The sequence below is a fragment of the Mesorhizobium sp. RCAM 06353 genome, from assembly GCF_059683585.1.
Genome location: NZ_CM185031.1, coordinates 3257992 through 3271001, shown reverse-complemented (window position 1 = coordinate 3271001; position 13010 = coordinate 3257992). Strand labels below are relative to the sequence as shown.

Here is a 13010-nt window from a genome sequence, read left to right as displayed (position 1 = left end):
TGGAGTAGTTTCATGACCGCACCCGCAAAACCCGGAAAACCGAAGCTCGCCTTCCGCCCGCTGCCGGTGCCGCAGGTCGACGTGCACGGCTTCTGGGGCGACCGCGCAGACGCGGTGGCGACGCGCACCGCCGACATCCTCTACGACCGCTGTGTCGAGGCGCGCATGCTGGAGCAGATCGACCCGGACCGCCCCCCGCCCGGCGTTGTGATTCCCTTCCACTCGCCCTCGCCCGATGAAGCCGACCGCCAGGGCGCCGAATTCACCGGCTCGACGGTGACGACGCAGATGTTCTGGGATTCCGATCTCGGCAAGACGATCGAGACCGCGGCCTATTCGCTCTACCGGCGCAAGAACCCGGAACTTGAAAAGAAGATCGACGCCGTCATCGACATGTACGGCAAGCTGCAGCAGGAGGACGGCTACCTCTCCAGCTGGTACCAGCGCATTCAGCCCGGCAAGCGCTGGACCAATTTGCGCGACTGCCACGAGCTCTATTGCGCCGGCCACCTGATCGAAGGCGCGGTCGCCTACTACCAGGCGACGGGAAAGCGCAAGCTGCTCGATATCATGTGCCGCTATGCCGACCACATTGCCTCGGTGCTGGGGCCTGAGCCCGGCAAGAAGAAGGGCTATTGCGGCCATGAGGAGATCGAGCTGGCACTGGTCAAGCTGGCCCGGGTCACCGGCGAGACGAAATACATGGAGCTGGCGAAATACTTCATCGACCAGCGCGGGCAGCAGCCGCACTTCTTCGACGAGGAAGCGCGCGCCCGCGGCGCCGACCCGAAGGCCTATCATTTCAAGACCTATGAGTACAATCAGTCGCACAAACCGGTGCGCGAGCAGGACAAGGTCGTCGGCCATGCCGTGCGGGCCATGTATCTCTATTCAGGGATGGCCGACATCGCCACGGAATATGGCGACGACACGCTGCGCGTCGCCCTCGACCGTCTGTGGGACGACCTCACCACCAAGAACCTCTACATTACCGGCGGGCTCGGCCCGTCGGCGCACAATGAGGGTTTTACCAGCGACTACGATTTGCCCAATGAGAGCGCCTATGCCGAGACCTGCGCGGCGGTCGGCCTGGTGTTCTGGGCCAGCCGCATGCTCGGCATGGGGCCGAACGGCCGCTATGCCGACATGATGGAGCGCGCGCTCTACAATGGCTCGATCTCCGGCCTTTCTCTCGACGGCTCGCTGTTCTTCTACGAAAACCCGCTGGAAAGCCGGGGCCGGCACAACAGATGGAAATGGCACCGCTGCCCCTGCTGCCCGCCCAATGTCGGGCGCATGGTCGCCTCGATCGGCAGCTACTTCTACAGCCTGGCTGACGATGCGCTGGCCGTGCACCTCTATGGCGACTCCACCGCCCGCTTCGACATTGGCGGCACTGCCGTCAGCCTTTCCCAAGCGAGCCACTATCCCTGGGACGGCGCCGTCGAGATCACGGTCGAACCGCAGGCGCCGGTGGAATTCACGCTGCATCTGCGCATCCCCGCCTGGAGCAGCAGCGCGACGCTCCAGATCAATGGCGAGCCGGTCGACCTCGATGACATGACCAGCGCCGGCTACGCCGCGATCCGGCGCAACTGGCAAAAGGGCGATCGCGTCCGGCTCGACCTCGAAATGCCGATCGAGCGGCTCTACGCCAACCCCGAGGTCAGGCAGGATGCCGGTCGGGTCGCGCTGTCGCGCGGCCCGCTGATCTACTGCGTCGAGGCGACGGACAATGACAGCCGGCTGCATCGCCTGACGCTGCCGCGCACGGCAGGCATAGAGGCGCATGAGGCGCCCGAACTGCTGGGCGGCGTGGTAACGCTTTCAGCCACGGCACGGGCCGATGCCGGCGATGGCTGGCAGGACGGGCTCTACCGCTCCGAACCGCCGGCCAGCGTCGAGACGCGGCTGACCGCCATCCCCTATTTCGCCTGGGACAACCGCGAACCCGGCGAGATGCTGGTGTGGCTGCGGGACGGCTGAGACTCTTTTTATGACGCAATTCCGGACGGAAAACCGCTTCACACTTTTCCTGGAATTGCTCAGGTTCGACTATGTCCGGCTTGATTGAGCGGCGGTAGCAGGCAGCGCCGTTTTCGGTGCCGGTTGCGGCACGCTGTTGTCGACATGCGCCCAGGCCGGCCGCTCGAACAGGAACATGCCGAAGCCCACGCGTTGGATGATGAGGTAGAGCACGACAGGGCTGATGATCGATACCAGCAGCACCGCCAGGCTGAGCATGCCGGTGTCGGTCAGCAGGCCGCTTGCGAGTGCGGCGCCACGGAACAGCGACATCGGGATGGTGAAGGCGACATAGACGACCAGCGAATGTTCGCCGAGCCAGCGCAGCCATTCCATGACAGGGAATGTCGACAGCAAGCCGCCAAGCACGCAAAGCGCCACGGCGCCGGCGACGGCCAGCGTGAGATGCAGCGGCGGCCATGCCGCCAGGCCCATCTGCATGCCGACCGGCTGCATGGCATAGCCCGGCGAATAGACGAGCAGGCCGTTGACAACAGCCCACAAAGCCAGGCCGGCGACGGCCAGCGCCGGACGGGGCTGCGTCCATTCGACGAGGCGGAAAATCAGCGGCGCCAGCACGAAGCCAAGGTAGAAAAACACGAAATAGGCCGCGAACTGTTCAACCGCGTAGCTGTCGGGATGCGGCGCCCACATCTGCAGCGCGGCAGCAGGCGCAATGACGACCCAGGCGGGCACGCGGAACTGCCGCAGAAGTTTGGCGACAAGGCCGAACACCGCCAGCATGTAGATGAACCACAGCACGCCATAGGGCTGGACGACGGCCATTGCGAGATCGTGCAGCATGCCGCCCGGATCCCGGCTGAAGATGCCGATCTTGAGCCCGATCGAGATGATCGCCCACAGCACGTAGAAATAGAGATAGTGGACGGCACGCCGGTCTATATAGCGCCGCCACGGCCGGTCGATCACCTGCGACAGGAACAGGCCCGAGATCAGGAAGAATTCCGGCATGCGGAACGGTGTCGCAAAGCCGATGACATAGTGGAGAAAACCAACGCCGCCCGTGTACTCGCCGGTGTTGTAGGCCGAGTACATCATGACCACGAGGATGATCGAGAGACCTTTGGCCGTGTCCACCCACGGCATGCGCATCGGGCTGTTCATGGCGAATCCATCCGGGGCCGGCCAACCCGGCCAGCCATCATCCGGCGATATCTAGCACCATCAAGCTTCCCAGATCGTAAACGGGGCTGTCTTTGCGGGGGTGGCAGGCTGCGTCTGCGGGCCGCTCCTGACGTGTTGAAGTCATTGGCATCATCTGCCGTTTGCGCTGCCCCTCACCTGCCTGCCGGCATCCTCTCCCCGTAAACGGGGCGAGGGACGCCGTTGTCGCCGCCTTCGCCAATCACCAGCGTTGCAAGAAAGGCGCCGGCGTTGGGCCAGCCCCTCTCGCCCCGTTTACGGGGAGAGATGTCCGGCAGGACAGTGAGGGGCAGCGCTGACGTCGACGGTTATGCCAATGGCCTATGACGCAGTAGAATTACTTTCGGGACTTGGATGTGTTCAAAGTGATGGCAGCTCGCACGAGCGCCTTGAACGCCTCCTCGTTGAGCTCCTCACCCTTCTGAAAATCAATAGCCCGCCGTGTATTCCCTTCGAGGCTGGAGTTGAACAGGCGCGAGGGATCGGGCAGCGCCGCACCCTTGGCGAAGGTCAGCTTGACGACGCTCTTGTAGGTCTCGCCGGTGCAGATCATGCCGTCATGTTCCCACACCGGAACGCCGCGCCACTTCCACGTCTCGACCACATCGGGATCGGCCTGCGCACGCAGCCGTTCCAGCATCTCGCCGCGCCAGTCGCCGAGTTCCTTGATCCTGCCGTCGATCAGCTCTGAGGGAGATTTGCTCTCCTGTGATCCGGTGGTCGTCATGCTGTTTCCTTCTTCGCAACGTAGGGCAATACGAACATGTAAAGGCCGCTGAACAATAGCAGGAAGAGCGGCGGGAGTGGCGAATAGACCACCCAGGCCGGCGGTTGCCCAAACGCCATGGTGGCGAAATTGGCGACGACGGTTGCCGTGAAGATGATCGACAGCCAGCGATGCGTCTGCCTGATCCATTTGCTCCAGTCCAAGACGACCTCCTGTGAAAACGTGTGAAACCGGGTGTTGCTACCAGCGCGCCAGCTGGGTGATCTGGATGAGATTGCCGCAGCCATCGTTGAGCTTGGCGATGGTCGAGCCGGTCACCTCGGTCGGCGCCATGCTGAACGTGCCGCCATTGGCCGTGATACGCTCATGGTCGCCCTTGACGTCGTCGGTGAAGAACATCACCGCCGGCTGGCCCTGCTCGAACATCGCCTGCTGGTAGGCCCTGGCCGCCGGATTGTCGTTGAGCGCCAGTTGCAGCTCGGTGCCATCGGGCTCGTCAGGCGAGGCAATCGTCAGCCAGCGGAACGGGCCGTTGCTGAAATCGGCTTTCTTGGCCAGGCCGAGCACGCCGGTGTAGAAGGCAAGTGCCTTTTCCTGGTCGTCCACATAGATGCTGGTCAGTTTGATCTTCATCGTCTTTCTCCATAGGTTTTGCTGGCGGTGGGCCGCCCGGTGAAGTCAGGTGTTGGTTCTATCGGCCGGCGGACTTCAGTCCGTTCGCGCCAGAAGCTCTTCCAGCTTCTCGAAGAATTGCGGCCAACCCATCTTGGCGCCGCCATAGGCCCGCCGCTGATCGGGGCGGAAGCCGGATTGCTCCATGCGCAGATGCGTTCCGGTTGATGTCGGGGTCAGCGTGAAGGTCACCACGCTCCTGAGATCAAAGGCCGGATCCGGGTGCGCGAGGTTCCAGGTGTAGGACAGCGTCTTGTTCGGCTCGACGGCCAATACCTCGCAGTCGAGCACGCCGCCCCAATCGGCGCTGATGTTGAAGCGGTGGCCGACATCAGGCTTGAAATCATTCTTCATCAGCCACTCCTCGATCAGATGCGGTTGCGTCAGCGCGCGCCAGAGTTTTTCCGGCGGATGGGAAATCTGCCGCTCGACGACGACAGTGCGGGTCTCCTGGGCACTATCGTTCACTGGTCCATCCTTTTGAGCAAATCCTCGAGATCGTCGAACCGGCTTTCCCAAAACCCGGCCATCTCACGTGTCCAGTCCATCAGCGGCGCCAGCGCACCGAGCTGAGCGCTGTAATGCGTCTGGCGGCCTTCGTGGCGGTCGCGCACCAGCCCGGCCTGCTTGAGCAGGCCAAGATGCTTCGACACCGCCGGCTGCGAGACGCCGGACTGGCTCGTCAACGCGCCCACCGTCTGCTCCCCCTGGCGGCACAGCCGTTCGAAGATCGCCCGCCTGGTCGGGTCGGCGAGCGTCCTGAAGAGCGTGTCATGAGCGTCCGGCATGTCAGATCGATAACCCGTTGGCTATTGGTTGACGTATAACCACAGGGATATATGTTCGTCAAGAGGAAGATTGGAGCGTGCTGATGATCCTCGTCACCGGAGCCACAGGCTATGTCGGCAACGCCGTCGTCTCAAGGCTGGTGTCATCAGGCCACGAGGTGGCCGCACTTGTCCGCAAACCTGAGGCCGCGCAAAGGCGCCTGCCTCGGGCAATAGCGCTGCGCGTCGGCGATTACGAGGATGCCCCCGCGCTGAAAGCAGCCTTCACCGGCATCGACCAACTGGTGCTGATTTCAAGCGATGGCCATGCGGATGCAGTCATGCGCCACCACGCCAACGCCATCGCGGCAGCAAGCGCGGCCGGTGTCCGCCACATCACCTTCACCAGCATCGTCGACATCGGCGAATCCTCGCCCTTCTACTACGCGCCCGCCTACCGCGACGCAGAGCGCCGGCTGGCCGCCTGCGGCGTGCCCTCGACCGTCCTGCGCTGCGGCCTCTACAGTGATTTCATTGTCGACACCTGGTTGGTGCCCGCCTCAGGGGAACTCGCCCTGCCCGCCGGAGAAGGCCTGGTTGCGCCGGTCTCGCGCGACGACGTGGCAACGGCCGTCGCCGCAGCGGTGGCCAGGTTGGACAAAGCCAGCGCCCTCTACACGATCACTGGAGACCGGGCGCTGGACTTCGACGACATCGTCGCCTGCTATGCTGACGCGACAGCACGGCCCCTACGCTATCGTCCCTGCTCCCCCGGCGACTATCTGGCCTTCGCGTCGGCACGCCTCGCGGAACCGTGGCCACAAGCCTTCTCCAGCCTGTGCGCCTCGATCGCCGAGGGTCGCTACGCCTCAACTTCCAGCGATTTCACCGCGCTTACCGGTAAGGCGCCGGAAAGCTTTCGAGATTTCTTGGGTCGCGCAGCGTTTGGAGTGCTGACGAAACGCTAGTTCCTCGGCTCAGTTATTTTTGATCGATTGGATGGAGATTAGCCGAGGCCTCTCAACTTCGTCATCCACGGGCGGAGCAGCCGCGCAGCGGCGTCGCGGAGACCCGAGGATCCATGCCGCGACCTTTGCCGTAAAGTGCAGCGGAGCAGAATTCTTAACCGTGGCGGCGCTCAGGAGTCCCGGCATGGATCCTCGGGTCTGCGCCGCGTCGCTACGCTCCTTGCTCCGCCCGTGGATGACGAAACGGTGGATGTTTCCGCCAATCGCCAAGACAGGCGATCCGTCACAGCAGGCAACTGGTCGAAACTTCCGCGCACTAGACGACAGCATGGGCGCGGTCGATCTCCTGCGCCACCAGTTCCTGCAGCTGCCACAGATTGCGATCGCGTATGCCGCAAGCGTCGAGGTGGCGGATCGTCTCGAACAGATATTGCGCGCCCGAGCCCCAGTGGCCGACAGCCCTGGCCAGCGTCGCCGCCACCGCCTGCTTGTCGAGCTTGCCGGCATAGCGCGGATTGGCGGGGTCGACGACGAAGCCGAGCGCCTGGCTCACCCCGCCCTCGGTCGTGACCTGCAGCCAGCGCGGCACGTTGACGGCGGGCAGGATGGTCATCTCGCGGCGCAGCAGCGCTTCGAGATTTTCGTCAACCGGTTCAGCGATTTCGAACACCATGCCCTGGCACTGGCCGCCACGGTCGAGCGCCATCATCAGCCCGGGCTGATCGAGCGTGCCCCTGAAGCGCTTGACGGTGAAGCAGAACGACCGGTGCCAGCCCCGCGCCACCGCCCGCTCGCCACCCCTCACCTCGCCGGCCGGCTTCCACAGCAGCGAGCCATAGGCGAACAGTTTCAGCGGTCCCGCCGGCGCGCTGGCCAGTATCTCGTCGCGAAACCGCACATAGTCGGCGTCGGTCATGTAGACCATGCCCGGCGTCGGTCCGGCATCCTCGACCACCCGCATCGTCCGCGCCACCAGCGCCTCGGTCAGCGCCATCGGTGCCTTGCGCGGCGGTGCGGTGGAAATCGGCTTGTTCATGCTCGTGCCTCGGCCTTCGCCGCCATGTTGCTCAAGGCTCGAAGATTCTCAAGGGCCGGCCAAATGCGATTCAAAATCTGAACGGGCACGCCTAAGCGATTGAAAGGACTCAAACCACCAACTCACGACACCAGCGGCATCGGCACCTGCAGCCCGTCGATCAGCGTGTCGCGGAAAAGCGCGATCGGGCGGCTGAGCCGTCCGGCAGGCGGGCGGTGCAGCAGCCAGGCGCGCACTTGCGGTTTGAAGTCGGGGCAGTCGATGACCTCCACCGCGTCACGCCAGCGGCTGTCGGCGAAGGCGCCGGGCGTGATGATGCCGATGCCGTGGCCACGCGCCACCAGCGACATTCTGAGATCGACGCTGAGCGCCTCCACGCCGACCTGGAACGGCAGCCTGGCGGCCTCGAAACTCTGGCGGATGAAGGCGCGAAAACCGCAGCCGTTTTCGTTCATCACCCAGGCAAAGCGCGACAGCGAGGCAAGGTCGGCTTTCTTCGGCACGCCGAGGCCGGGCGACGCGACCAGCAGCACCGATTGCGCGCCGAGATCGTCGCAGACCAGTTCGTCCGGCGGCGCCAGGCCTTCGGCGAGGCACACCGCCACCGCGTCGAGCTCGCTGCGCGCCACCTGTTCCACCAGCCTTGGCGACCAGCCCGAGGTGATGCGCAGCGTCAGTTGTGGAAACGCCGCGCGCAGACTGTCGAGCGGCAGCGCCAATGCAGCGTCGGAGAGATAGGGCATGACGCCCAGGCGGAACTCACCCTTGACCTCGCCTTGCGGCGACACGCCGGCTTTCAAATCCTCCAGCGAGCGCAGCACGCGCCTTCCATGCTCATAGGCCTCGCGCCCGGAAGCCGTCGGCTTCAGCGGCTTCGATTGGCGGTCGAGCAGCGCTGTCGCCAGCCCCTCCTCAAGGTTCTGGATGCGACGCGTGATGCCCGGCTGGGTGAGGTTGAGCCTGGCCGAGGCGCCGACGATCGAGCCGGTTTCCACCACGGCGATGAAGGCTTCGAGGTCATGGATATTCATGCGCATCTCGCATAATCATTATCGAATTGATTGAATTGTAGCATGATAAGGCTTCGGCATAAAGTCCCCACACGATATGCGACTTATTGAGGACCCCATGCCCGACACCAAGGACGGCCAGCTGTGCGAGCGGCTGCCCGCCGCCACCATCACCGGCCCGCAGACGCTGTTGTTTGCCGCCTCTACCGGCATCATCGTCACCAATCTGTTCGCGCCGCAGACCCTGGTCGGGCTGATCGGCCCGTCGCTTGGCGCCAGCGCCGCGAGCGCCGGCCTCGTCGCCATGGCGACGCTGCTCGGCTATGCCGCCGGCCTGTTCTTCCTGGTGCCGATGGCCGATCTCGCCGAGAACCGCGCCTTGATCCTGCGCATGCTCGTGACGGCCGCCCTTGCGGCTGGCGTCGCCGCCTTCGCGCCAACCATCGCCTCGCTGCTGATCGTCCTGTTCGTTCTGGGTGCCGCCTGTTCGGCGATCCAGATCGTGGTGCCGATCGCCGCCTCGATGGCGCCACCCGGTGAGGCCGGCCGCGTCATCGGCGATGTCATGAGCGGGCTGATGATCGGCATCCTGCTGGCGCGGCCGCTGGCCAGCCTCATCGCCGATGCCTGGGGCTGGCGTGCCTTCTACGGCCTTAGCGGCGCCGCACTCGTCCTGCTCGCCTGCGTGCTCGCCTTCACCTTGCCGCCGCGGCGCCCGGAGGCGAAATCCTCCTATGGCGCGCTGATCGCCTCACTGTTCGGTCTGCTGCGCGACGAGCCGGTGCTGCGGCGACGGGCACTGACGGCGGCCCTGGTGATGGCGTCGTTCAGCCTGTTCTGGACGGCGGTGGCCTTGCGCCTCGCAGAGCCGCCTTTCGGCCTTGGCCAACGCGGCATTGCGCTCTTCGCACTCGTCGGCGCCGGTGGCGCCATGGTCACGCCGCTGTTCGGCCGCGCCGGCGACCATGGCTGGACGCGGTCCGCCACCATTTTCTGCCATCTCGTGCTGATCGGCGCGATGGCGCTGGCCGCCTGGGCCGGCTCCTTCCTGTCCGGAACGACTTGGCAACCGCTGGTGCTGATGGGCGTCAGCGCCGTGCTGCTCGACATCGGCGTCACCGGCGACCAGACGCTCGGCCGTCGTGCCGTCAACTTGCTTCAGCCCCAGGCCCGCGGCCGCCTCAACGGCCTGTTCGTCGGCACCTTCTTCATCGGCGGCGCCATCGGCTCACTGCTGGCCGGTGTCGCCTGGACCTGGGGCGGATGGCCCGCGGTTTGCGCAATTGGCGCCGCCTTTGGCCTCGTCGCCCTTCTGGTCGACTGGATCGGTGGACGGGAGTAAAGCCCCAGCCGGCTCAGGGAAACACATTCACCTTACTGACCCTTACTTCGGCCGATCCCTGGTTGTTGTGGCGATAGAAGAAGTCGTAGACGCCAGGCAGGCCGACCACGGCATCGTTGACATAGACATAGAGCTCGCCTGATCCCTTGGGCTTGATCTCGCCGGTCAGCTTCACGTTCGCGCATTGACCGGGGACCACCGGCTCGACGGCATTGAGGGCATATTCGTCATTGCCGAACCGGCCAACACGCGCGATGGGCTTGAAATAAGGCTCTGCCCACCAGCGCTTCATCAGCGTTGCCACATAGTGCGCCACGCTGCTTTCCTGGACGCCACGCGTATCGGCGCACAAGGCCCCGTCCTTCCACGCATCGGTGATGGAGATTTCGACCTTGTAGCGAACACCTTCCTGTAGCCAGTTGCCACTATCGCCGCACATATCGGCGGTGTTGAGGACGTAAGGTGTTCCCGTCAACCTCTCGGCGCCGGTCGGGTTCGCGGAGGCCGGCTCGGCGCAGAAGGTGCCCATCGAATCGGCGACCTCGAACGTGGCCTTGTTGGCCGCAAACAGCAGCAGACCCGCCGACAGGGCCAGGAACACCGCCGGCAGCACGTATTCCCGCAAATGTTCGTAGACCGAATTGGCGAAGCTGTTGGTGCGGATGGCCCGTGCCACACGCAGCGAGATGGGCGTCGGCGGTGCGTCAGTGCGCGGCCCGCGCCGGCTGAGCACGACATAGGTGGCAAGACAGCCGATGAAACCGATGGCGAACAGGCCCGCCGCATAATTTTTGGCCAGCCCCAGCGCCAGGGCGCCGAAGCCGAGCACGATCGTCCCGATCAGCGTGGTGCGCCGGTGCGCATCGGACCGGTTCGATTGCAGCACGGCCGCAGTGCGATCGATCGCGACGTTCCAGGCCGATCGCGCCCGGTCGTTGATGCGCGTGCGCAACAGCCCGTTGACCCACAGGAGAACACCGAGCACGAGGCCCAGTCCCGCCGCCAGGATCGAATGCTTTGCCATGGCGTCCACCCATGGCGCCGCGATGCCGGGCAGGAAGCCGCTGACCAGTCCGATCACAGGCCCGACCAGGCCGGCCGCGGACTGATCGAGCCGTCCGGTGACATCGAGCGTGACATAGCCGGCCAGCAGCGGAAACGCCAGGAACAGCACGGCGATCGACAACAGGGCATAGTAGAGTCCCCGGCGCCACCACACTGTGTCCCGCATCAGCCGCATGAGTTCCAGGCGGTCGGCGGCATGCTGCGTGCGGCTGCCGACACTGTTGTCCTGAAGCACGGCCAGCGCTTCACGGAATTTCTTGTCCATGCTGGCCAAATTGCGTTTGCGCCCGGCCGGAAGCGGCAATTTATCGGTGACGGCGGCCTTGCGCATCGTCACCCAGTCTTCGTCAGGCAGGCCTGTGAAGGGCACCCGCGCACCCAACGGTGACAGCACCTCAATATGCTCCGGCAACGCGATCGGCGCGTAATCGTCGCTTCCCTTCGCCATACGCATGATGACGCTGGCGTCGACCAGCGGCTTCACGCCTGGGCCCATCAACTGCTTGGCGTCGCGCGGATGGTAGCGATAGAAAACGCTGACGCCGGAGCGGGAATCATAGATGCGCCCGGCTTCCGACGCATAGTCCCAGTAGTCGGCGACCATATCTTTCTTGAGTTTCAGCCCTTGCTCGGCGGCCTCGCCGATCATCCAACACAAGGGGATATGGGCAAGCCTGTCGTCGGGATAGCCGCCGCCGACATTGGCATGGCAGCCGGCGAACCAGACTTGCAGCAGGCGGGGATCGGCCACGTCGGCCCCCTCCAGGACAGCCGCATCCAGTGTCGGAGCGGGCTCGTTCCATGGGATCGGGAAGAATGTGCGCCGCTCGTCGTCGATGCTGAAGGCCTGCCGGGCGCAATCCACGGCATCGAGAAGGCCCCTCTTCTCGAAGGTCATCGGCCAAACCCATTTGTTCACCGCCTTGGTCAATTCATCGACCGGCAGGCCATAGGCGGAGACGGTGTCCCAGACGCCGACGAAGGCGATGCGGATCTTGCTGGCTGAACGGGGGGCCGGTGCCTGCGGTTGCACTTGCTTGTAAGTACGGCTTCCGGTGATTTCATTCCACAGGTCGACCGCCCGGTCGCGCACGAAACGGGCGAATACCACCCAGGGCAATTTTGAACCGAAAGCCTTCGGCCGATACGCCCGATAGGCCGCGAGGGCATTGCGGTCGAGTTCCTCTTCCGACTTGAAGTCGACCAATCCCTCCCTGGCGATCATGCCGACCAGCACGCGGATAGTGAAGGCGCCGCGGCTGAAGCCGAAGGCGAAGATCTTGTCGCCCGGCTCATAGTTCAGGCACAGGAACTTGTAGAGCGCCAGCACGCGGCGCTTGACGCCGAAACCGAGCGCCAGGCCGATGATCTCGAACGGCTTGAATTGCGAGGTGCCGACGCCGTCGCTGAACACGGCGATCTGGTCGGCGCCGGTCAGATCGAGCGCCTGGTACAGGCGCCAGACATTGGTCTTGAACGCCTTGGCGGCGCTGTTGCCGGTGCCGTCGGCAAAGACGACGATGTTCCTGCTCATGTCCCCTCCTCTCAACAGCCTTTCGCTGCGTGTCACTCCTGCCCATTCACCACGGCACACTGCTCGGCGCCGCTTCTGCTTGCCGCGTCATTGGTGCCCGGTTGGCGCAGCGCCAGTGGCACAACTCATCCTTGATGCCGTCCTGCGAAGGGCAACAGACGTCCTGCGCGCGCGTGCTGCCCGGGCGATTGAATGCGCATGGACAGTGAAAATCAGCGCCACCGTTGCGAGGCAAACGACGATGGTCCCAGCAGTCAGGGCCAGCAGGCTCCTGACGATCCGCCTGATTTCCACTCGAACCCCCCAGTTCGTTAGCCATCACTATCCAACAACCAGAAACGGCGCGCAAGTTGAGAGAGTAAAATTGCCACTTTGACTTGCGCGGCGGAAAATTCCACTGGAATAGAATCCGACGGGAAATCTTGCTCCACTGACTCCCGGAACGAATTGCCGGGATTCCCGCCAAGCAAACGGCGGTGCCTCTCGCCTCCCTCATAATCGCGTCGAGAAACTGGCCTTGAAGGCGTTTTCCATGGCGCCCGAAGCGAACTGGCCGTCATAGGTGAAGCCGAGCCGGCTGCCTGGCCGATGGCGAGATCGATGCCGGCCTGCAGCGCCAGTGCATCCCTTGCGATCGGCACACCAGGACAGATGCGGACTATTCTGGCCATCGGGCGGCGGGCCTACCCAAGATTGCGGC

The 13010-nt window shown here is 64.3% G+C and carries 13 protein-coding genes; 3 read left to right on the top strand and 10 right to left on the bottom strand.

Annotated features, from left to right (window positions below; translation table 11 throughout):
- Nucleotides 1-12: 12 nt before the first annotated feature.
- Nucleotides 13-1986, top strand: coding sequence for a glycoside hydrolase family 127 protein (locus tag AC56QX_RS15565; RefSeq protein ID WP_497117141.1), 1974 nt, complete (start codon nt 13-15; stop codon nt 1984-1986).
- A gap of 69 nt (nt 1987-2055) precedes the next feature.
- On the opposite strand, the gene AC56QX_RS15560 is transcribed toward AC56QX_RS15565, so the two are convergent.
- The 6 genes from AC56QX_RS15560 to AC56QX_RS15535 form a co-directional block, all read right to left on the bottom strand.
- Entirely contained in the window at nt 2056-3150 is a 1095-nt protein-coding gene (locus AC56QX_RS15560; protein ID WP_497117139.1) for an acyltransferase family protein, read from the bottom strand.
- A gap of 376 nt (nt 3151-3526) precedes the next feature.
- Nucleotides 3527-3916 (bottom strand): DUF1801 domain-containing protein, encoded by a 390-nt coding sequence (locus AC56QX_RS15555; protein ID WP_497117137.1) that lies wholly within the window; start codon nt 3914-3916, stop codon nt 3527-3529.
- A complete protein-coding gene (locus tag AC56QX_RS15550; RefSeq protein ID WP_027030312.1) occupies nt 3913-4119 on the bottom strand; it encodes a hypothetical protein in 207 nt (68 codons plus the stop codon). The genes AC56QX_RS15555 and AC56QX_RS15550 overlap by 4 nt, the downstream gene beginning before the upstream one ends.
- Nucleotides 4120-4156: 37 nt before the next feature.
- The gene (locus AC56QX_RS15545) at nt 4157-4549 is read right to left on the bottom strand and encodes a VOC family protein (RefSeq protein WP_497117136.1); all 393 of its coding nucleotides are present in this window, start codon (nt 4547-4549) and stop codon (nt 4157-4159) included.
- A gap of 75 nt (nt 4550-4624) precedes the next feature.
- Nucleotides 4625-5056 (bottom strand): SRPBCC family protein, encoded by a 432-nt coding sequence (locus tag AC56QX_RS15540; protein ID WP_497117135.1) that lies wholly within the window; start codon nt 5054-5056, stop codon nt 4625-4627.
- Complete coding sequence (locus AC56QX_RS15535; protein WP_172226056.1) at nt 5053-5376, bottom strand: ArsR/SmtB family transcription factor; 324 nt, start codon at nt 5374-5376, stop codon at nt 5053-5055. Before AC56QX_RS15535 ends, AC56QX_RS15540 begins: the two co-directional genes overlap by 4 nt.
- Before the next feature lie 83 nt (nt 5377-5459).
- On the opposite strand from AC56QX_RS15535, the gene AC56QX_RS15530 reads away from it, so the two are divergent.
- Nucleotides 5460-6323 carry an NAD(P)H-binding protein gene (locus AC56QX_RS15530; RefSeq protein ID WP_497117134.1) on the top strand — a complete coding sequence of 288 codons (864 nt, stop codon included), beginning with the start codon at nt 5460-5462 and terminating at the stop codon, nt 6321-6323.
- Nucleotides 6324-6639: 316 nt separating this feature from the next.
- Here the strand turns inward: AC56QX_RS15530 and AC56QX_RS15525 are convergent, their stop codons facing one another.
- Entirely contained in the window at nt 6640-7359 is a 720-nt protein-coding gene (locus tag AC56QX_RS15525) for a gamma-glutamylcyclotransferase (protein ID WP_497117133.1), read from the bottom strand.
- A 122-nt stretch (nt 7360-7481) separates the two neighbouring features.
- The gene (locus AC56QX_RS15520) at nt 7482-8390 is read right to left on the bottom strand and encodes a LysR family transcriptional regulator (protein ID WP_497117131.1); all 909 of its coding nucleotides are present in this window, start codon (nt 8388-8390) and stop codon (nt 7482-7484) included.
- A 97-nt stretch (nt 8391-8487) separates the two neighbouring features.
- Between AC56QX_RS15520 and AC56QX_RS15515 the strand changes: the two genes are divergently transcribed.
- Nucleotides 8488-9711: an MFS transporter gene (locus tag AC56QX_RS15515; RefSeq protein WP_497117129.1), complete on the top strand. Its 1224-nt coding sequence runs from the start codon at nt 8488-8490 to the stop codon at nt 9709-9711.
- Nucleotides 9712-9724: 13 nt separating this feature from the next.
- On the opposite strand, the gene AC56QX_RS15510 is transcribed toward AC56QX_RS15515, so the two are convergent.
- Both AC56QX_RS15510 and AC56QX_RS15505 read right to left on the bottom strand, forming a co-directional pair.
- The gene (locus AC56QX_RS15510) at nt 9725-12310 is read right to left on the bottom strand and encodes a T6SS phospholipase effector Tle1-like catalytic domain-containing protein (protein ID WP_497117128.1); all 2586 of its coding nucleotides are present in this window, start codon (nt 12308-12310) and stop codon (nt 9725-9727) included.
- A 311-nt stretch (nt 12311-12621) separates the two neighbouring features.
- On the bottom strand, nt 12622-12981 hold the full coding sequence (locus AC56QX_RS15505; protein ID WP_497117126.1) for a hypothetical protein: 360 nt from the start codon (nt 12979-12981) through the stop codon (nt 12622-12624).
- Between the last annotated feature and the right edge of the window lie 29 nt (nt 12982-13010).